The organism is Bacillus sp. URHA0034 (assembly GCF_056280405.1).
Genome location: NZ_JBWCDK010000002.1, coordinates 3,630,482 through 3,650,230, shown reverse-complemented (window position 1 = coordinate 3,650,230; position 19,749 = coordinate 3,630,482). Strand labels below are relative to the sequence as shown.

The window sequence follows — 19,749 nt, the reverse complement described above, 5'->3', positions numbered from 1 at the left end:
AAAATAGAGAGAAAAACTAAAATGGCGATTTTACTCGGTTTTTACTTGGTTTCTTCTATACGATTATCTAGTTTTCAAAGAACGATTAAAAAAAGTTTTGAGAGAATTGCACTCTCAAAACTAAACAAACAGAAAACCATCAAACAAACGTTTTTGTCTGGCTCATATGTCCAGCTTATATCCTTAGAAAGGAGGTGATCCAGCCGCACCTTCCGATACGGCTACCTTGTTACGACTTCACCCCAATCATCTGTCCCACCTTAGGCGGCTGGCTCCTTGCGGTTACCCCACCGACTTCGGGTGTTACAAACTCTCGTGGTGTGACGGGCGGTGTGTACAAGGCCCGGGAACGTATTCACCGCGGCATGCTGATCCGCGATTACTAGCGATTCCGGCTTCATGTAGGCGAGTTGCAGCCTACAATCCGAACTGAGAATGGTTTTATGGGATTGGCTAGGCCTCGCGGCTTTGCTGCCCTTTGTACCATCCATTGTAGCACGTGTGTAGCCCAGGTCATAAGGGGCATGATGATTTGACGTCATCCCCACCTTCCTCCGGTTTGTCACCGGCAGTCACCTTAGAGTGCCCAACTGAATGCTGGCAACTAAGATCAAGGGTTGCGCTCGTTGCGGGACTTAACCCAACATCTCACGACACGAGCTGACGACAACCATGCACCACCTGTCACTCTGTCCCCCGAAGGGGAAATTCCTATCTCTAGGAGTGTCAGAGGATGTCAAGACCTGGTAAGGTTCTTCGCGTTGCTTCGAATTAAACCACATGCTCCACCGCTTGTGCGGGCCCCCGTCAATTCCTTTGAGTTTCAGCCTTGCGGCCGTACTCCCCAGGCGGAGTGCTTAATGCGTTAGCTGCAGCACTAAAGGGCGGAAACCCTCTAACACTTAGCACTCATCGTTTACGGCGTGGACTACCAGGGTATCTAATCCTGTTTGCTCCCCACGCTTTCGCGCCTCAGCGTCAGTTACAGACCAGAAAGCCGCCTTCGCCACTGGTGTTCCTCCACATCTCTACGCATTTCACCGCTACACGTGGAATTCCGCTTTCCTCTTCTGCACTCAAGTCCCCCAGTTTCCAATGACCCTCCACGGTTGAGCCGTGGGCTTTCACATCAGACTTAAAGGACCGCCTGCGCGCGCTTTACGCCCAATAATTCCGGACAACGCTTGCCACCTACGTATTACCGCGGCTGCTGGCACGTAGTTAGCCGTGGCTTTCTGGTTAGGTACCGTCAAGGTACCGGCAGTTACTCCGGTACTTGTTCTTCCCTAACAACAGAGCTTTACGACCCGAAGGCCTTCATCGCTCACGCGGCGTTGCTCCATCAGACTTTCGTCCATTGTGGAAGATTCCCTACTGCTGCCTCCCGTAGGAGTCTGGGCCGTGTCTCAGTCCCAGTGTGGCCGATCACCCTCTCAGGTCGGCTACGCATCGTCGCCTTGGTGAGCCGTTACCTCACCAACTAGCTAATGCGCCGCGGGCCCATCTGTAAGTGTCAGCCGAAACCGACTTTCAACTTTTCCTCATGAGAGGAAAAGGATTATCCGGTATTAGCACCGGTTTCCCGGTGTTATCCCAGTCTTACAGGCAGGTTGCCCACGTGTTACTCACCCGTCCGCCGCTAACCAACAGGAGCAAGCTCCTATTGATTCGCTCGACTTGCATGTATTAGGCACGCCGCCAGCGTTCGTCCTGAGCCAGGATCAAACTCTCCAAGAAAGTTGATTAGCTCATAATTTAAAACGTTGGCTTCATTTCATAAGAAATGAATATTTATTGTTTGTTGACGTTTTTGTTTGTTTAGTTTTCAAAGAACAATCGAATAAGACAACTTTTAAATTATAACATCTTTCAAACATTATTGTCAAAGGTTTTTTTAATTAAACTTTAAAGCCTCACTGACAACTTTCATATTATAGTACGAATCTCAGCAATCTGTCAACAAGTATTATTGTTTATTTTAATATAATGGCTGCTGGAGTTTTTAAAGCATTATCAGATCTGTTTTTTTAAGCAAATGAAAAATCTCCGTTTAATCATTATCTTCAAGCGCTGTATTTTAAATGTCCACCCTTTTTTGTTCGAAAAAAATAGACGAATGAGGTTTTTTACGAGAATTTTGGATAAGCCCGGTCCTTTTTTCTTTGTGTGAATAGGTGTAACAATGTATTAAAAAATGGATAGCCTTTGCCCCCAGTACCCCTTCGAAATATGGTTGGATCATGGCTTGTTCTATTTCTGGGTTCAATAAGGATGTATGAAAATTTTCATTCTCCATTTTTTGTTTTAGATTTGAATCGATATGCTGATAAAAGTTTGTCAGCAGTGTAATGGGATATCCCTATATTTAAAATTCTTAAAAACTTCCATAAACTCACGATATAGTGACCAATAATTTGCTAGATAGTGGGTCACCCTCCGTCCCTTCTTCTCAGAGATCTAAGAGATTCTCTTAATTCTTTACATGTTCTTTGTGGAGGCAGTAGTTTTGAGAATTGGTTTGGGGAATCATTAAATAATTGAGCGTGAATGGATTTAGGGGTAATATAATTTTCATCAAGAACCTCATTAATAGGATAAAAAGCCCAAAAGTGGTTGATTCTCCAAAAGAATCTAGCATCTCCGATTCTATAAAATTGGTGATCTTCATCCCAATAAGAACCAAATGCTCTCTTTATTTGAGGAAGGATGGACCTACGGTGCATAACCGAGCAATGGTCAATCATACAAGGAGCAAGCCATGAAATGGTCCGGGCTGGTCTAGTAATAGAATGAGTGACCTCTTTCATTTCATTTAAATACCTTGTTTGTGACGCTGAGTATACGACCATGACTTTAGGATGCTGCTCTAAATAGCCCACCATTTTCTCAAGCCTTGTCCTGTTGTATACATTATCATCCGTAGCATAAGTAACATACTCGCCCTCTGCTAGTTGTAGTGCTTGATTGATTAACACGGCATATCTTGTTTTTTCTACTCTTTCTTCCATTGTTTGAATATTACTTTTAAAAAACTTCACACGTTTATCACTTAAAAACGGTTCAATTACGGTTAAAGTTTCAGAATTTGAATTGTCATCCATAATAAATAACTCAAAGTCTTGATAGGTTTGGTCCAAAATAGCCTGAATAGATTTTGCAATATATTCATGTTTATTAAAACTTGTTAAGATTACTGAAACCTTTGGCAAAATTCTTAACTCCTTTCATAGAAATGTTTATTTGCTTTAAACAATGCTTCATGTGTCCCAGCATCCAGCCACCAGCTTTTTAAAATATCAAACTTTAATTCTTTTCTTTTAATATAGAGATTATTTATATCAGTAATCTCCTTTTCTCCCCTGCTCGATGGTTTTATTAAGTCAATTAAATCAAATACCTCTTTTTTATAAAAGTAGATTCCTGTTACACAAAAATTGGACTTAGGAATTTTAGGCTTTTCAATGATAGAGATAATAGAATGATTTACTTCATCTAATAAAGCTATTCCATATCTTTCTGGGTCCTTCACTTCTTTTAACAGCACTTTTGCACCTTGCGGTTGAGTTTGAAAGTCATCAATATATGGTCTTAAATCATCATCAAACAGATTATCCCCTAACAAAACGATACATTGGTCATCTACGAAATCCTTCGCGGAGGCTAGGGCATCAGCAATACCTCCTCCTTTTTCACTTTGAATCGTGTAGGATAACTTAACACCCAATTCCTCACCCTGGCCTAAAATTTCTTGGAACGAACGGAGATGTTGGTTATTCGTAACAATAAGAATATCAGTAATCCCCGCCTCTTTTAACTTATTTATTGACCAGTAGATCATCGGGTTACCCCCTACAGGGAGCAAGTGCTTGTTTAGTAATTTGGTAAAAGGCTCTAACCGAGCACCTTTTCCTCCGGCTAATATAATACCTTTCATCTTTTCATTCCCTTCTCATTATCTCTCTTTAGGTTATGAGAAATACAGAAAAGTGGTACAACTTTAAGGTTTATCAATAAAAAATAGTCCCTTACGATTATTGAGAAAACACCATTTTATACAATGGTACTTTTCATTCAAGAAGAGGCTTCCACCACCACTTGTTTTTCTTATACCAATCAATCGTTTGGGCAATTCCTGTATCAAAGGTATAGGTTGGTTTCCAGCCTAACGTCTCTAATTTAGCGGGGTCGATCGCATAGCGTTTATCATGACCCAAACGGTCTGATACAAATTCAATTAGATCCTCTGATTTCCCTAGAGACTGTATAATAGTTTTAACTACTTGCAAGTTTGTTCTCTCATTATGGCCGCCCACATTATAAACTTCGCCCTTCACACCATTATGCAAAACAAGGTCAATCGCTGCACAGTGATCTAGGACATGTAACCAATCCCGGATATTTTTCCCGTCCCCATATACCGGTACCTTTTCGTCATTTAACACACGTGAAATAGTTAAGGGAATCAATTTTTCCGGAAAATGAAAAGGGCCATAGTTATTTGAACAACGTGTGATATTTATTGGAAGACCAAATGTTTCATAATAGGCCCGAACCAATAGGTCTGAAGATGCCTTACTTGCACTATATGGACTATTGGGCTGTATGGGAGTTTCTTCCGTAAAGAAGGTGCTTGGATCAAAACTTAATTCACCGTATACTTCATCGGTTGAAACATGAATGAATTTTTTGACCCCTATTTTTTTCGCTGCATCCAAGAGAACCTGTGTCCCTAAAACATTGGTACGAACAAATCGTTCAGGATCTGTGATCGAACGATCCACATGACTTTCTGCAGCAAAATGAATCACATAGTCAAAGGTCTCCTTTTCAAAAAGCGTCAGAACTGTCTGACGATCGGTAATATCAGCTTTAACAAAATGATAGTTTTCTTTATCGTTAATCTGACGATGCTTTGTTAAATCACCGGCATATGTCAGCAAATCTAAATTATAAATATCATATTGGGGATATTTATTAACCATGTACTGAACAAAGTTTCCACCAATGAACCCTGCTCCACCGGTTACAAGCAATTTATTCGTTTGCATTGTTTCACCTCAAGTTTGATTCTTTAAAAAATGTTTTAATGATTCCTGCCATGGTGGTAATGTTTTAAAACCATTATCTATGATCTTTTTCTTTGATAGACGGGAATTTTTTGGCCGTTTCGCCCTTGTTGGGTATTCTTCGGTTGAAATAGATTTCACTTTAACCTTTTTACCTGTTATTCGAAAGATTTCTTTGGCGAATTCTGACCAGCTGCAAAAACCTTCATTGGTCGCATGGTAAATTCCGTATTTGTCAGTTTGAATCATATCGATGATTAACCGTGCTGCATCAAAGGTATAGGTAGGTGAACCCACTTGGTCTCCTACGACCTTAATTTCATTCTGATGTTCGGATAATCGCATCATTGTTTTAACAAAATTATTTCCATTGATTCCAAACACCCATGAAATGCGGACTATGAACCACTCTGTCAGCTGAGCTTGGACCATTTTTTCTCCTTCATATTTTGTAAGTCCGTAATATCCAATTGGATGAGGAAGATCAGTTTCCACAAACGGCTTATCTCCCAATCCATCAAAAATATAATCCGTACTAATATACATAAATTTGGCCTTGATTTCTTGTGCTGCCTGTACTAAATATCGGGTACCCTCAACGTTTACCTTCCAGCAGTTTTCTTTATCATCCTCTGCCTTATCGACCGCTGTATAGGCTCCACAGTGAATAATAGCATCTGGTTTCAATGTTCTTACATATTTTTTAACGGCGTATTCATCCGTGATATTTAGATCTTTTGAACCAACCCCAATCATGTCAAAGTCACGACTCAAGCCATTTTGAACAACATCATAACCAAGTTGTCCAGTATACCCTGTTACAAGTATTTTCATTGTTTCATTCTCCATATATAAAATTATTGTCTATTTCCGAAAGGAGAGGTGACTGTTGATCTTTTTTTGATAAGATCGGTGGAGTGTTCAGAGGCCACTCAATTCTAATCGCAGGATCATTCCATATGATTCCTCGATCACACTCCGGGGCATAGAATTCATCAACCTTGTATTGTACCTCCGCCATATCGGTCAATGTAATGAATCCATGAGCAAATCCCTTTGGAATAAATAATTGTTTTTTATTATCTGCACTTAGTTCGAGACCGAACCACTTACCGAATGTGGGACTCCCCTTCCGGATATCAACGGCTGCATCGAATATGGCTCCTTTCGTGCAACGAATGAGTTTTGTCTGTGCTTTCGGATTTAATTGATAATGTAAACCTCTTAGGGTTCCTTTGGAAGATGAAAAGGAATGGTTATCCTGGACAAAGTGAATCATGATTCCTGCTTTTTTCAACCAATCCTCACTGTAAGTTTCCATAAACCAGCCACGATGGTCACCAAAGACCATCGGTTCGATGATTTTGACTCCCGGTAATGGAGTTTCTGTTATTTTCAAATTTTACCACCTCCTTTTACCTTATGCTCTGTGTTCGCATTTTGACCAACCTATTTTTGAACCAATTTTTGTTGAATTCTTTCTGTAGGTGGAGGAATTACAACTATTTAAGAAAAGCGAAAGAAGCGCCTTGACTGGGACGACATGCATAAGACTAGCTGGTGGGAAGGCTGCTCTCGGGTTAGGCTTTGACCTCGAGCCATTATGCGCTGGAGATGGACAATTTTGAAGTTGAAAATTTTATTAAAAATTCGAGGTGACAAATGTCATTTTGTTATGGGGGTATAGGTCTAAAGGCTTGGAAGAATTTTGGAATGAAAGGGTTTTTCCAACAGGTTATTAACATAATTAGAGTTGCTATCCACAGTTTGGTCTAAGATATTAACAATTTCCCACTATTTATTCACAGTTTATGTGGATATCTTCTAAACACTTAGTCGTCTTCCACATATTTTTTTAGATATTCACAATTTGATGTGAATTATCCACAAAATGCACAATTTTACCCACAATCACATATTATCTATCCACATTCCGCTCCATTTTGCCCACAAAAAAACCTAGAAATAGTTCTAGGTCTTTTCACTCACTTTGTTGTTGTTGATCTGGGCTTGTGGAATCGTTATTTTGTTCAACAATTTCCCTTAGTTCACCCGTATCCCCTTTGGCATTAATAATTTTAAAGATTTGGTTCAGTCCTTCACTTGTTTCATCATTATTCTTTTTCATGCTGTTCTCCTTTTTGTGGCTATTTTTTCCGTTTTGGAGGATGTCGAAAACATTCTTGTCCACCTTGACAATTTTCTTCTATTTTCACTATTAGTATTTGCTATTCTTGAAAGAAATAATAGATAGGGGGAGAGAAAATAATGTATTTTGAATTATTGTTAGATGCCGTACTAGGAGAACGACAAATATTCCATATTATCGAATGCCCTGTCTGTGGTCTGGAGGAAATTTATTACGAACATAGTGTGACCAAAAGATTGCTCGGCCGCGCCTGCAGCAGCTGCAATTTTGTCCAAAGGTTTGAAAAATAGAAAAATGCCTAGGAGTTGATCCTAGGCTTCTTTTTACTCTAATTATTGTTTACATTCTTAGACCAAGTTCGACTGCTTTACTGTTGTGGTATAAAGCTTTGACCTTTAGTTTCATTCTTAGCTCCTCGTTTAAACAATCCTGCTGCAACAGTTGATTATGCCGATGCTGGAACAAATGATAATAGTATTGAACCTTATTAAGTAGTTTTAACACATGAAAACCTCCTCAATTGTGGTTTACATAAATCGCAGGAGTTTGTCGTGTTCGGTAACTGGCGAGCATCGTTTAGAAAAACCTAAGCCCCTGTAGTTTTGCGTCACCATCTTTCAATGGTTTTGCCGTTTCGGACGATTTATGTGCTTATAAAAAACTATAAGGAACGTTTTTAGAAAGTAAAAGAGGCTTTCGACCCATTAACTTGTTCTATATGTTATGAGAAAAATCCTAACCTTATGACATAGTGTCTTTTAACGTTTTAAAGTCCTTCATTGTGTCCATGATAGTAAGGAAGTGAATTTTTATAAAAGAGGACGTTTATTATGACAAAACTACCTTTATTAATGGTCTTTCTGATGGTAATTGCCTCTCCGCTGGCTGGCTGTTCATTGAAACAGCAGTTTGCCGAAAATCAGCCAACTGCTCCTAGTAAAAATGTTGTGAACACTGCGAGCTCAAAAAATGAAAAGAAGAGTGTTTCGGTTGTTGCCAATCCTTCCGCTATCCCTGTCCTGGTTAATAAAGTGAATAAACTGCCTGATAGTTATCAACCGAGTGATTTAGTCGACCCTGACATTCCGTTTATTTTTAAAGCAAAGGTGGAGAAACGGAAGATGCGAAGCAGCGCGGCTCGAGCGATTGAGAAATTGTTTGCCGGCGCCAAACAAAATGGGGTCAGCCTTCTCGGCGTTTCTGCTTATCGCTCTCATGCGGCTCAAACGGCGGTGTTTAATCACTATGTAAGTATCGACGGGGTTAAAGCAGCAAAGACATATAGCGCTGTGCCAGGGACCAGCGAGCACGAGACAGGTCTTGCGATTGATGTCACAGGCGGTGATGGAAAATGCGCGGCCGAGGATTGTTTTGCTGGGACAACTGCTGCAAAGTGGCTGGAGAAGCATGCTGACGAATATGGCTTTATCATCCGCTATCCAAAAGGAAAAGAAGACATTACCGGCTACCAATATGAACCATGGCACCTGCGCTACGTTGGCAAAACAGTCGCAAAGGACATAATGAGCCACAAAATCACCCTTGAAGAATACCTCGATACCATCCAAGTAAATAAATAGACTGGCGGTGCCTGTCACCATTAGTAATGCCTAGATAGGAGTAATGGTGACAGGCACCATTTCTCATCTCGATATAATGAAAAGGGGGTCCCCGCTGCACGTATTACTATTACAGCGAGGACCCCTTTCTTTTATTTTATTAATTATTTTCCCTTTATTTCTAACAGTTTTAGGCGCAGGTCGTTTTCCATGTTGGCAAGTTCTTGTTCGGCAAGCCGGCGTTTGTGGCGGCCTTCTTCTTGGATGCGCATCGTTTCTTCTAATGTGGAAATTAAGCTTTCCTGTGTCTTCTTTAATGTTTCGATATCGACGAGACCGCGTTCATTTTCTTTGGCGGTTTCAATTGTATTCGTTTTTAACATTTCTGCGTTCTTTAATAGAAGCTCATTAGTGGTCTTCGATACCTGTTTCTGAGCCTCCACTGCATGACGTTGACGGATTAATGTTAACGCAATGGCTACTTGGTTCTTCCATAATGGAATGGCCGTCATAATCGACGATTGGATTTTTTCCACCAGTGCCTGGTTTGTATTTTGAATCAAGCGAATTTGCGGTGCACTTTGAATCGTAATCTCGCGGCTTAATTTCAAATCATGGAGACGCTTGTCTAAACGATCCGCAAATTGAATCATATCATTGACCTCTTGAAACTTCATTTGGTCGTTAGTCGTTTCCGCTTCTTTTTTCAACTGCGGGATAATCTTAACTTCCATTTCTTCGAGCTTGATTTCCCCCGCTGCAATATAAATATTAAGGGCATGAAAATATTCCTTATTAGTTTCATATAGCTGTTCGAGCAGTTTAATATCTGATAGAAGTACATTCTTACTTCGGTCAAGCTTTACACTAATTCGGTCAATTTGTGCTCCTGTTTTTTGGTATTTGGACAGAACCTCCTGAATAGATGTCGAAATTTTTCCAAACATCCGTGCAAACAAGGATGGCTTCCCATCCTTTAATTCATCCGGATTGACCTCATTTAACCTTTTCATCAAATCGTTAATGATTTCGCCTATTTCGCCCACATCCTGTTTCTGGACATGTTCTAGCATCGTATGCGAAAACGATAGTAGCTTTCCTTGGGCTTGGGTGCCGTATGAAATCATCGCCTGGTGGTTGGTCGGGTCGATTTGCTCGGCAAGCTGGTAGGCCTTCGCCCGATTTTCCTCAGGGATAACATCGATTAACTTGACTGGCTTTTGTTCCCCAGTTGGCTGAGTCTGCTTTTTGGCAAGATTCAACGTTTCTGAATCGCCAAACGGATTGGCGAGGATATCATCTAGTAAGTCGCCCGTTTTCGGTATTGGATTTTGTTCACTCATTTTAGCCACCTATTTTCTTCAGGAAATTTCAATTCTTTCTTCTTTTGAATGGTATGTTTCGCGACATCTATCTCGAAATTTAACGTATCGATATCATCGGAGATGACCCGATATAAATCCTCTTCTACTACTTTAGATAATTCATTTAATGTTCTTCGAGTCTCAATAAGAGATTGACTGATTTCTCTGTTCTGTTTTGGCTGTGAGGAAAGGAAGCTGTATTTTTCGGTCAGCTCAACGAGTGAGTCAAGATGTGAAAAATAAAATTCCTCTGCTTGATAGAATCGTTTCGGCTCTTTCATTGTCATCTTGTGTATTTTTTTGGTGATTCGATTTATGTCAATTCGCTGTTTAACGGAGTAGATATCACGAATTTTAAAGATGCTTTTATTTAAGCGTCTGATTTTCAGTTTTGCCTCTTTTAGGTTTTTCTGAATATAACGGTATTCCTTTCTCGTGAGCTGATGCTTTTTTAAATAGCCGGTGTTTTGAAATAACGACAGAATCACATGGGTAAGCGCTCCGCCAAGGATCGCGAAAAGCATGGATGACCAGAATGTAAAATCGAACGGAAAGAAGCAGATTAACCATGTTATGACAGTAACGGGAACGGCCACAAACGAGCGAATGAGAAATGCAACAATTGGGTTCATATTGGATCGACTCCTGACTTAATAATCCTTTATATAGATACGAAATAGGTAAATAAATGTTTCACATACTTCAAAAACTCTTTGAATTAGAAGAATATGTCATTCACTACTTCCACAATACACGACAAAACTCCTTCCCGCCATAGACCACAAACGGAAATAAATCTACGACTTAAGACGTATTTAGGCTAGAAAAGGTTACATTTTGGGGAGGTGGGGTGGGATGGGATAGGGTGGGATAAGATTGATGGGATTCCCCTTTATTCTTAGTGTTTTTAGTGCTAATGGTGACAGGCACCAAAAAGCAGCAGAGAAGTTGTCCTCTCTGCTGCTTTAATTGACAATCCTTTACCCCTCATACAGTTCAATTGGCAATCCGTCCGGATCAGCGAAGAAGGTGTATTTTTTGTCGGTGGTCGGATCAATTCGGATAGGTTCTACTGAAATACCACTCTTTTCTAGTTCTGCCACTTCTGCCACGATATTCTCCACTTCAAAAGCCAAATGTCTTAACCCAACTGCTTCCGGACGATTCGGTCTTGAAGGAGGGGTTGGAAAGGAAAACAACTCAATTTGATAGTGTCCGCCGACTTCTAAATCCAGCTTATAGGAATCTCTTTCCTGACGATAAACCTCGTTAATGGGTGTTAGCCCTAAAATTCGTACATAAAAGTCTTTAGATTTTTGGTAATCGGAACAAATTACTGCGACGTGATGGATCTTCTTTAGCTTCATGTGGGTTAACTCTCCCTTACAATTAAGACAATAACAAAGCCCTCTGCAAACTGCATAACAGGAGGGTTTCAGTTAATTTTTATCAATTCGCTAATCAAAGACACTGTCCTCTCACGGTGGACAGTGTCCATGAATGGTGCCTGACACCTTTATTTTAATTTGTCAAAAGTCTTCAGGTCGGTCGAGGCGCTTCCCAAAGTGGTAGAGGATAGCTTCGACGATTCGTTTGGATGCGTAACCATCTCCATATGGATTAGAGGCTCTTGCCATTTGATCATGCGCGTCTTTCTCTAAGATTAGCTCATCTGCTAAATTGAAAATAGTCTCTTCATCTGTTCCTGCAAGTTTTAATGTACCTGCTTCAATCCCTTCCGGACGTTCTGTTGTATCCCGAAGCACCAGCACTGGTACGCCCAACGATGGTGCCTCCTCCTGAACCCCACCTGAGTCTGTCAAAATAAGATAGGCCCTGGACGCAAAGTTATGGAAATCAATAACATCCAACGGCTCTATCAGATGAATACGAACATTGTTTCCTAGGATCCGATTGGCGATTTCTCGAACAACTGGGTTCATGTGAACAGGGTAAACCACCTGAACATCATCATGCTTCTCGACTAGGCGGCGGATTGCACGGAACATATTTTCCATTGGTTCCCCTGTGTTTTCTCTCCGATGAGCTGTCATTAAAATTAAACGGTCAGTTCCAAGATTCTCTAAAACAGGGTGAGAATAATCTGTTTTTACCGTTGTTTTTAAAGCATCAATTGCCGTATTACCCGTAATAAATATTGAATCTTCCTTCTTATTTTCTAATAGAAGATTGCGCTTAGACTGGATAGTAGGTGAAAAATGAAGATCCGCCAATACCCCTGTCAACTGCCGGTTCATTTCCTCCGGGTACGGAGAATATTTATTATGAGTGCGAAGACCAGCCTCCACGTGGCCAATCGGAATTGAATGATAAAAAGCAGCTAAACTGGCTACAAAGGTGGTGGAGGTATCGCCATGTACTAAAACAATATCAGGTTTCACCTCCGATAGAACCTGGTTCAGCCCCTCTAAACTACGTGTAGTTACATCAATTAAGGATTGTCTAGCCTTCATGATATTTAAATCATGGTCAGGTGAAATTTTAAAAATATTTAACACCTGATCAAGCATTTCACGGTGCTGCGCTGTGACCGTGACAATTGATTCAATCTCATCTGGATATTTTTCTATTTCTTTAACAAGTGGCGCCATTTTAATTGCTTCCGGTCTGGTTCCGAATACCGTCATTACCTTTAATTTTCTGTTCATAAAGCCCTCCAGGTACAACAAGATACAGTCATTATACACTTTAACCGTATGATTTAAAAAATCAGCAGCTGTATCGTCCATATTATTATTTTCAAATACAAATTCTCAATATAAAAACCCATTAACATGATAACAAATTCTATTTCAAGCGAAAAGGAATAACCGATTTAAAGACCTTAATTTAATCGTAATTACTTAATCCTTGCCTAAAGATACAAGTTTTTATAACAATAATGACTCTTAACCCCTAGTTCTTTAGACTCAAAAAAATTTCATTGAATTTTAATCATTTAAATTAAGACAATTTCCCAATCCCCTAACACCGAATATATTGCAGAGTAAATTTTAAAATCAACCAAGAGGTGATATTTTGAAAAAAAGGGCCTTTTTTACGATACCGATTAGTATACTGCTTGTCGCGGTAATTATTGCCTCCTTTTTCCTACTAAATATTCAACCAGCCGAAGGAAAAATTGCAAGAGCGCAAAAGCTTGCTGAATTCACGAAACCAGCAGTCGTCCGAGTTGTCGATTATGCTGTGGTCAGTTGGCAGTTTAATAACCCAAACGATCCTGAAGTAATCGCCATTCTTGACCAACTTAACAACCAATCGATAGTGGGCGGATCAGGTTCAGGCGCCATCATAAGCTCTGATGGCTATATTGTCACAAATGCCCATGTGGTGGAAGCAACGCAAAAGAAAGATGAAGACATCGCCAATGAAGCATTTGAACAGGTAGTCACCACGGTTGCAGATTATTTTAAAGTGGATTACGAAACTGCCTATAATTATATGGTGAAGTACACCCAATATACGGATATTAAAAGAGTATTAAAGGTGGTTTTACCAGGTGGAGATGTCCTCGATGGAGAGGTTAAAAGCTTTGGTGCCCCTATTAATGAAGGGAAAGACGTCGCTGTTCTAAAAATAGAAGGAAAAAATCTTCCTACAGTACCACTTGGAAATTCAGATGATATCCAAAACCAGGATAATATTTGGGTGATTGGTTACCCAGCGGCAGCCGATTCTGACATTCTATCACCAGATTCATCCTTAGTATCCTCGATGAACGCCGGTCAAATTTCCGCCACCTCGAAAAAGACAGAACAAGGAAGCCCGGTGATTCAACTTAATGCAGCCGCAACACATGGAAACAGCGGCGGCCCGGTCATAAATGAAAAAGGGCAGATCATTGGATTATTAACTTTTAGAGGCGATACGGTTAATGGTCAGGAGGTTCAAGGATTTAATTTTGCGGTACCAGTAAACACGGTGAAGGAATTTGTGAACCAAGCCGGGGTAAGAAATACGAAGAGCGAAACGGATCAGCTTTATCAGGAAGGTTTGGAATTATACTGGGGCGGCTATTATAAACACGCTTTAGAAAAATTCGAAGCGGTTCAGCGGATTTATCCAAATCATTCTGAGATTAAACAATATATTGCCAATGCCGAGAAGAAGGTCGACAGCAGTAAAACGCTATGGTCTGATTACGCAACCCTATTCTATATCGTCGATGGTGTAGCAGGATTGCTCGTCCTCATCCTATTAGTGTTTACGTTCGCCGGGGGGAAATCCAAAAATTCTGCTGCTCCAATCACTGCAGCAACACCTTCCGCAGAGCCGGCACCCGCACAAGCGCCGACATCGGCACTGGAAAATACACTACAAGACCTTAATAAAGATGGCAAAATCGACGTCCAAGACATCCTCCTTGCCCTTCAAGAACATCAGAAAAAACAACAGAAAAAAGACGAAGAATAAGATGGTGCCTGTCACCATTTCTAACAAGGGTGTAGTGTTATGGCTACATCCTTTTATTATGCAGTCTTGTCATTCCCTTTCTATGGTGCCTGTCACCATTTACACTATATTGAGATGGATTGCTTCTTGGATGGTTTGGTCGGTGATGGCAGGGCTCCCTTGGATATCTGCGATGGTGCGGGAGAGACGGATGATTTTGATTTGGGTGCGGTTGCTCCAGTTTTTCTTGATGGACAGCAAAAACACCCCAAACCTTAGATCTTAACTCTAACTTTTGGGGTGCAGTACAACGTGGAGGCTTTTCTAAAGTTTCATTTAAACTATGTTTTGATTTACTTACTATTTGGGAAGACCTTATTCCATTTATCATTATCCAATTCCCAATAAATCAATTTGCTGTCATCCTTAAAGACGATTATATGTTTTCCGTTCGGAAGTTTACTTGCCATTAATGGCTCTAAATTATCAAGTTGATAGATAGTTGGGCCATACCAAGGGAAGCTATCTTTATTGTTGTCTCGCAGCCAAAATCCAATTCCACCGGTTTTTAGTTTACAGATCACACCAAATTGACCTGAGTTATTTTCAAAAAATATTGGATTTCCAGTAACACCGTTAGCAAACTTCTTACTTTTTTTCCATTTCCCATGAGGATCCTGATAATAGTGGGCCAAGGAAGAGCCTGACCGAACAACAAACTCCGAATTCCCAAATGTACTTTTAATCGGAAGAGACACTGAATAATGATTTGAATCATCTTCGTACCATAGATATTCCTTGCTTTTATACTGTTTAGTGTGATGTTCCTGTTCCATACCAAGGATTAGTTTCCTGACAGGATCAGCTTGATCTCGAATTACGGGATGACATAGACAACTATTCTCCGCTTTATTTAGACAGGAAATCATTTCTTCCACGGTAAAGTAAGGCCGATATCGTATCATCCTTTCGTCCATTTCGTTTGGATAATTTTTTACCCTGAATCCAAGTTCCACAGCCATGTTTACGTAAAATACCTCATCCGTACCAAAAGAATGCGTTTCTATTAAAGCATTTTTTAACTTTTGTTTTCTTACTGGATCAAGTAATGCTTTCACTACTGGTTTAGATATTACCTGTCCAACATTGAAAACTCCATAGTAAGGTTTGAGATTAAATAATGCTTTCCACCTGTTTTTATCTTTTTTAAGTTCCTTTCCGATATACCAGTCTTCTTCTGGAACTCTTAGCTTGATTGCCATATAATCGGTATCCTTCATTTGGGTTTGAATAAATTCTTCATATCCATTTTTAACAAACAGTGCATCGGAATCGATATTAATAAAATATTCATACTCAATACCCAACTCTTCTAACCATTCCATTACTTCCATAAAATAAATGGTCGTCCATCCCCGTACTAACTTATGGCTATATGGACAAACGGGTACACCTAACCCCTCACAAAGAGTTGGATCGTTCCCTCCGTTGTATAAAACAATTGTACTATTGGGGCAATAGTATCGGACATTGTCAATTAACTGCTGGACTAATTCTCTATCCTCATGAACAAGGATGGCAAAACAAATTTTGCTTTTTGGTGATTCTGGTAAAATATTTTCGTAATTAGCTATTGTGGTAACTTGATGTTCCTCTAGTGTACTGCTCCGTTCCTCAAGGAGCTTCTTCATTTTTTCCTTTTTTCCACTTGCACGTTCATAACGTCCAAGAAGTTTAGCATTCGCTCTACCATTGGGATTTGTTTGATAGCTTGAAGCCGGATGCCATAGGTGATAGACCTTCCCCTCTATATTTACTAGTTTGCCGCACATCGTCCGGGCTGCATGGGAAAAGGCATCATCTTCCCCTCCCCAACCAATAAACCGCTCATCAAAACCCCCGACTGCTTCAAAATTCTCTCTAGAAATGACAAAGAGTTTTCCAGCAAACCCTTCATAGACCCAATTTGATTTATAACATTCTCCTGATTTTACTTCTATCGGCCATTTTGGTTTTGTCTTGAGTAATCTATCAGTTCCTTGTTTTTCAATGTTGTATACTGCCGTAAAAGGAACAACAAAACCTCCTTTTTTGAGTTCTTTTATTGCTTCCACAATCAGATTAGGGTCATAAACGACATCCGCATCCGCTATTACGAAAATATCTCTTGTAGCTTTTTTAACCGCTAGGTTTACCGCCTTGGCTTTATTAACTTCCTTGTCAGAGATTAATCCTAAACATATCTCTGCTTCGGGCATAACACGAGCATAATACTGTTGAATCCATTCAAATGCCTTTGCTCTTGGGCCGTAATCCGACTGGAAAGGAATAATAATTGAAACTTTGTCTAACACAAAAACTCTCCCCTTTTATGGAATTTAATCAATTTATACTTTCTTACTCATTATTTTCATGAGTTCTACATATTCCTCTAAATTACCAATATCGTAACGATCCCCAGATACGATTTTTCCATATATAGGTTCGATCCTCAGTAAAAATTTAATGGCATCTGTTAACTGAAGTTCTCCGTCAACACCTTCCGTTAGATCCTCTATACATTGAAAAATAGTTGGGGTAAGAATGTATCTTCCGATAACGGCTAAATCCGAAGGAGGGTCTTGTCTAGGCTTTTCCACTATATTTTCAATTTGAATGAGATTAGTATTAGTTGCACCTTGGATAACTCCGTAGTTTTTTAATTGTTCTAGATTTACCTGTTTTAATCCTAAAACACTACTATTGGTCTCATTATATACATCAATTAACTGTTTAAGAGCGGGGGTTCGATCGGGTAAAACAAAATCATCTGGTAATAGAACTCCGAATGGATCATCTCCTACAAATTCTTTTCCTAGTCGTATAGCGTCCCCTAGTCCCTTAGCATAATGTTGTTGGATATAAGTGATTTCTATTTTTGGAAGTTCTAAATGTTTAAGCATATGTTCTTTATTATTGCTTTTTAAAAAGGCCTCTAACTCCACTGAACGGCCAAAGTAGTCCAATATAGAATGTTTTGAATCGGAAATTATGATTAATAATTGTTCAATACCTGATTGAACCGCCTCCTCAACGATATGATGAATGGCCGGTTTTAAGCCTAAAGGAAACATTTCTTTAGGTATTGCTTTTGTAATAGGAAGATTCCTAGTACCGTACCCGGCGGCAGGGACAATAGCTTTCCTCACCATAAGTTTTCCTCTCCTTTTTTATAATTTTGAAAAAATATAATCTTTCCAGAAATCTAGATTATTTATACTATACTGTTAGCTTTATGTATCTTGCTTTGAAATGGAAACGGCTTGTATCACAGTTCCACCCAAAAATTGGTTTTTCAGGAAAATATCTCGTTACCGTAAGGCAACACAGTTAATTTGTCCCTGTCAAATTTACTCTGACTTGCATTACATAAAGTAAAACACTATTACAGTTGGGTTGTTTGTCTAATAGAGTGCAGGTAAGAATCTGATAAGGGAGAGATGTGACTTGAAATTAGGTATCATGTGCGGGATGCCGCTAAGCGGAAAATCGACATACGCTAAGAAGCTTCAAGACCAAGGGTGGGTTCGTGTATCTCTGGATGATATCAGGCTGGCTTTACATGGCGAAGTTTATAAAGCAGAAGCAGAACCGCTCGTATGGGAAAGCGCTGAACTTATGGTCAGGTCATTACTAAAAAGTGGACATAACGTAATTGTTGATACCACAAACAGGACTAGGGAGCGTCGGAAAAGATGGATACGGGTAGCTAAAGAGTTCGGACTTACATTAAAAATTTACTACGTTGATACGGACTACAAAACATGCAAAGAACGAAACAAACCATTGAAACGACTATCTCAAGATGTATTAAAACAAATTTACAACGAATTTCAGACACCTACTCCAGATGAGGGGAAAATCATTATCGTAAATTAGTAAAAAATCATGACCGTCAGTTTGGAACATATATTAAATTCCAGAATTCATTGATTTAAATGTCATTTTAAAAGAACAATGGCCATCAGCTTAAAAGTAGTAATGAATGTTGTATCCTGATGAATACCCTAATAAAGAATAACATTATGACATTCCTAACCCACGTAGACTAGGGGGAAAATAGTGAAAAAATATATTGCCTTTGATATTGGCGGGACACAAGTGAAGCATGGTTTATTGTTAGAGAATGGATCCATTCTTTCCAAGGGAAGCTATGCTACCCCCTCCACAAGCCTCGAAATGTTTATTGAAAAAATGGTAGATACCATTAAGGGCTATCCAGAAAATACTAGTGTCAGTGGTGTTGCCATTAGTTTGCCAGGTTATATTAACCCACATACAGGTTACTCAGAACGAGCGGGAGCTTTATCTTATTTAGATGGTCAGAATCTTAAAATATTGTTAGAAACTGAAATTTCACTGCCTGTTGAAATTGAAAATGATGGAAACTGTGCTGCTATAGCAGAAAAAATAAGTGGGAACGCAAAAGATTGTACCGATTTTATCTGTGTAACAGTTGGTACTGGAATTGGTGGCGGGATTTTTATAGACGGGAAACTTGTGCATGGGCACAGTTTTAGAGGCGGTGAATTTGGTTTTATGATTACCCAATCAACAGAAGATGTATTGAATAACAATGCTTCTACGTCTGCCTTAATAAGGTCCTATAAAAAGTTAAAGGGTATTAATGAAAAAAAAAAGGTGGATGGCGAGACCATTTTCCTTAAAGCCGCTAAAGACAATTCAGTGAGAAGATTAGTGGAGGTTTGGGTGAAAATTCTTAGTTATGGAATTTATAACCTAGCTGCCACATTAAATCCACAAAAAATTTTAATCGGCGGCGGGGTAATCGCCCAAGAAAGTTTAATAAAAATGATTAATAATCAACTTGACCGCCTTTATTGGTGGAAAGATATTAAGATTCCCGTCGAAAGTTGTAAACATCAAAATGATGCTGGTATGATTGGAGCTATGTATCATTTACAACAAAAGCAACACAAGGAATCTGATACCCCTGAACAGGACATTTGAATAAAGAGTTAAGATACTTAAAGATGATTCCTTTATTGTGAAGCGCCTCCCGGTCAAGTAGACAGCGAAAATAAATATAAGATACTATGCGGCGTTAGCCCTGTATTTAAGGGACTAAGGCCTTTTAGTCTTTTTTGTAATCGTTCATAATTATAAAATTTTATGTATTCCTCAATATCTTTCTTCAA

20 protein-coding genes, 1 rRNA gene and 1 riboswitch are annotated in these 19,749 nt (G+C 39.5%); of the genes, 5 read left to right on the top strand and 16 right to left on the bottom strand.

All coding sequences use genetic code 11. The annotated features are described in order from the left end of the window. Positions 1-187: 187 nt before the first annotated feature. The 7 genes from ACZ9EE_RS19610 to ACZ9EE_RS19580 form a co-directional block, all read right to left on the bottom strand. A 16S ribosomal RNA gene (locus ACZ9EE_RS19610) occupies positions 188-1,737 on the bottom strand. A gap of 692 nt (positions 1,738-2,429) precedes the next feature. Further along, positions 2,430-3,209: a glycosyltransferase family 2 protein gene (locus ACZ9EE_RS19605; protein ID WP_476029722.1), complete on the bottom strand. Its 780-nt coding sequence runs from the start codon at positions 3,207-3,209 to the stop codon at positions 2,430-2,432. Between the two features lie 5 nt (positions 3,210-3,214). After that, positions 3,215-3,934: a sugar phosphate nucleotidyltransferase gene (locus tag ACZ9EE_RS19600; RefSeq protein ID WP_476029720.1), complete on the bottom strand. Its 720-nt coding sequence runs from the start codon at positions 3,932-3,934 to the stop codon at positions 3,215-3,217. Positions 3,935-4,067: 133 nt separating this feature from the next. Next, positions 4,068-5,048 carry a dTDP-glucose 4,6-dehydratase gene (rfbB, locus tag ACZ9EE_RS19595; RefSeq protein WP_476029718.1) on the bottom strand — a complete coding sequence of 327 codons (981 nt, stop codon included), beginning with the start codon at positions 5,046-5,048 and terminating at the stop codon, positions 4,068-4,070. A 9-nt stretch (positions 5,049-5,057) separates the two neighbouring features. Then, on the bottom strand, positions 5,058-5,900 hold the full coding sequence (gene rfbD, locus ACZ9EE_RS19590; RefSeq protein ID WP_476029716.1) for a dTDP-4-dehydrorhamnose reductase: 843 nt from the start codon (positions 5,898-5,900) through the stop codon (positions 5,058-5,060). Between the two features lie 4 nt (positions 5,901-5,904). Continuing rightward, positions 5,905-6,465 carry a dTDP-4-dehydrorhamnose 3,5-epimerase gene (gene rfbC / locus ACZ9EE_RS19585; protein ID WP_476029714.1) on the bottom strand — a complete coding sequence of 187 codons (561 nt, stop codon included), beginning with the start codon at positions 6,463-6,465 and terminating at the stop codon, positions 5,905-5,907. 582 nt (positions 6,466-7,047) lie between these two features. Next, a complete protein-coding gene (locus ACZ9EE_RS19580; protein WP_476029713.1) occupies positions 7,048-7,194 on the bottom strand; it encodes a hypothetical protein in 147 nt (48 codons plus the stop codon). Positions 7,195-7,334: 140 nt separating this feature from the next. Here ACZ9EE_RS19580 and ACZ9EE_RS19575 point away from each other — a divergent pair, with 140 nt between their 5' ends. Continuing rightward, positions 7,335-7,505: an acyltransferase gene (locus tag ACZ9EE_RS19575; RefSeq protein ID WP_476029711.1), complete on the top strand. Its 171-nt coding sequence runs from the start codon at positions 7,335-7,337 to the stop codon at positions 7,503-7,505. Positions 7,506-7,554: 49 nt separating this feature from the next. Here the strand turns inward: ACZ9EE_RS19575 and ACZ9EE_RS19570 are convergent, their stop codons facing one another. Beyond that, positions 7,555-7,719 (bottom strand): hypothetical protein, encoded by a 165-nt coding sequence (locus tag ACZ9EE_RS19570; RefSeq protein WP_335504359.1) that lies wholly within the window; start codon positions 7,717-7,719, stop codon positions 7,555-7,557. A gap of 50 nt (positions 7,720-7,769) precedes the next feature. Beyond that, a riboswitch (cyclic di-GMP riboswitch) is annotated at positions 7,770-7,856 on the bottom strand. 189 nt (positions 7,857-8,045) lie between these two features. Here ACZ9EE_RS19570 and ACZ9EE_RS19565 point away from each other — a divergent pair. Then, positions 8,046-8,795, top strand: coding sequence for a M15 family metallopeptidase (locus ACZ9EE_RS19565; protein WP_476029709.1), 750 nt, complete (start codon positions 8,046-8,048; stop codon positions 8,793-8,795). A 143-nt stretch (positions 8,796-8,938) separates the two neighbouring features. On the opposite strand, the gene ACZ9EE_RS19560 is transcribed toward ACZ9EE_RS19565, so the two are convergent. From ACZ9EE_RS19560 to wecB, 4 genes are all read right to left on the bottom strand, one after another. Continuing rightward, entirely contained in the window at positions 8,939-10,117 is a 1,179-nt protein-coding gene (locus tag ACZ9EE_RS19560) for a toxic anion resistance protein (RefSeq protein ID WP_476029706.1), read from the bottom strand. After that, entirely contained in the window at positions 10,114-10,770 is a 657-nt protein-coding gene (locus ACZ9EE_RS19555; protein ID WP_476029705.1) for a 5-bromo-4-chloroindolyl phosphate hydrolysis family protein, read from the bottom strand. The genes ACZ9EE_RS19560 and ACZ9EE_RS19555 overlap by 4 nt, the downstream gene beginning before the upstream one ends. A 348-nt stretch (positions 10,771-11,118) precedes the next feature. Then, the gene (gene gloA2 / locus ACZ9EE_RS19550; RefSeq protein ID WP_476029703.1) at positions 11,119-11,505 is read right to left on the bottom strand and encodes an SMU1112c/YaeR family gloxylase I-like metalloprotein; all 387 of its coding nucleotides are present in this window, start codon (positions 11,503-11,505) and stop codon (positions 11,119-11,121) included. A 162-nt stretch (positions 11,506-11,667) separates the two neighbouring features. Beyond that, the gene (gene wecB / locus ACZ9EE_RS19545) at positions 11,668-12,807 is read right to left on the bottom strand and encodes a non-hydrolyzing UDP-N-acetylglucosamine 2-epimerase (protein ID WP_476029701.1); all 1,140 of its coding nucleotides are present in this window, start codon (positions 12,805-12,807) and stop codon (positions 11,668-11,670) included. A 370-nt stretch (positions 12,808-13,177) separates the two neighbouring features. Here wecB and ACZ9EE_RS19540 point away from each other — a divergent pair, with 370 nt between their 5' ends. Continuing rightward, entirely contained in the window at positions 13,178-14,572 is a 1,395-nt protein-coding gene (locus ACZ9EE_RS19540; protein ID WP_476029699.1) for a S1C family serine protease, read from the top strand. A gap of 99 nt (positions 14,573-14,671) precedes the next feature. Here ACZ9EE_RS19540 and ACZ9EE_RS19535 read toward each other — a convergent pair whose 3' ends face one another. The 3 genes from ACZ9EE_RS19535 to ACZ9EE_RS19525 form a co-directional block, all read right to left on the bottom strand. Further along, complete coding sequence (locus tag ACZ9EE_RS19535) at positions 14,672-14,818, bottom strand: magnesium chelatase subunit ChlI family protein (protein ID WP_476029697.1); 147 nt, start codon at positions 14,816-14,818, stop codon at positions 14,672-14,674. 86 nt (positions 14,819-14,904) lie between these two features. Next, complete coding sequence (locus ACZ9EE_RS19530; RefSeq protein ID WP_476029695.1) at positions 14,905-16,905, bottom strand: galactosyltransferase-related protein; 2,001 nt, start codon at positions 16,903-16,905, stop codon at positions 14,905-14,907. Positions 16,906-16,938: 33 nt separating this feature from the next. After that, the gene (locus ACZ9EE_RS19525) at positions 16,939-17,742 is read right to left on the bottom strand and encodes a UTP--glucose-1-phosphate uridylyltransferase (RefSeq protein WP_476029693.1); all 804 of its coding nucleotides are present in this window, start codon (positions 17,740-17,742) and stop codon (positions 16,939-16,941) included. Between the two features lie 295 nt (positions 17,743-18,037). Here ACZ9EE_RS19525 and ACZ9EE_RS19520 point away from each other — a divergent pair, with 295 nt between their 5' ends. Together ACZ9EE_RS19520 and ACZ9EE_RS19515 are read left to right on the top strand one after the other, a co-directional pair. Next, entirely contained in the window at positions 18,038-18,469 is a 432-nt protein-coding gene (locus ACZ9EE_RS19520; protein ID WP_476029691.1) for an AAA family ATPase, read from the top strand. Between the two features lie 183 nt (positions 18,470-18,652). After that, complete coding sequence (locus ACZ9EE_RS19515; protein WP_476029689.1) at positions 18,653-19,561, top strand: ROK family protein; 909 nt, start codon at positions 18,653-18,655, stop codon at positions 19,559-19,561. 53 nt (positions 19,562-19,614) lie between these two features. Here ACZ9EE_RS19515 and ACZ9EE_RS19510 read toward each other — a convergent pair whose 3' ends face one another. Next, a complete protein-coding gene (locus tag ACZ9EE_RS19510; RefSeq protein WP_476033016.1) occupies positions 19,615-19,749 on the bottom strand; it encodes an IS3 family transposase in 135 nt (44 codons plus the stop codon).

Bases quoted from the DNA above. Each gene is read 5' to 3' on its own strand.
- ACZ9EE_RS19600 (WP_476029720.1), bottom strand. From the start codon at position 3,934: ATGAAAGGTATTATATTAGCCGGAGGAAAAGGTGCTCGGTTAGAGCCT.
- rfbB (WP_476029718.1), bottom strand. From the start codon at position 5,048: ATGCAAACGAATAAATTGCTTGTAACCGGTGGAGCAGGGTTCATTGGT.
- rfbD (WP_476029716.1), bottom strand. From the start codon at position 5,900: ATGAAAATACTTGTAACAGGGTATACTGGACAACTTGGTTATGATGTT.
- ACZ9EE_RS19580 (WP_476029713.1), bottom strand. From the start codon at position 7,194: ATGAAAAAGAATAATGATGAAACAAGTGAAGGACTGAACCAAATCTTT.
- ACZ9EE_RS19575 (WP_476029711.1), top strand. From the start codon at position 7,335: ATGTATTTTGAATTATTGTTAGATGCCGTACTAGGAGAACGACAAATA.
- ACZ9EE_RS19565 (WP_476029709.1), top strand. From the start codon at position 8,046: ATGACAAAACTACCTTTATTAATGGTCTTTCTGATGGTAATTGCCTCT.
- ACZ9EE_RS19560 (WP_476029706.1), bottom strand. From the start codon at position 10,117: ATGAGTGAACAAAATCCAATACCGAAAACGGGCGACTTACTAGATGAT.
- ACZ9EE_RS19555 (WP_476029705.1), bottom strand. From the start codon at position 10,770: ATGAACCCAATTGTTGCATTTCTCATTCGCTCGTTTGTGGCCGTTCCC.
- gloA2 (WP_476029703.1), bottom strand. From the start codon at position 11,505: ATGAAGCTAAAGAAGATCCATCACGTCGCAGTAATTTGTTCCGATTAC.
- wecB (WP_476029701.1), bottom strand. From the start codon at position 12,807: ATGAACAGAAAATTAAAGGTAATGACGGTATTCGGAACCAGACCGGAA.
- ACZ9EE_RS19525 (WP_476029693.1), bottom strand. From the start codon at position 17,742: ATGGTGAGGAAAGCTATTGTCCCTGCCGCCGGGTACGGTACTAGGAAT.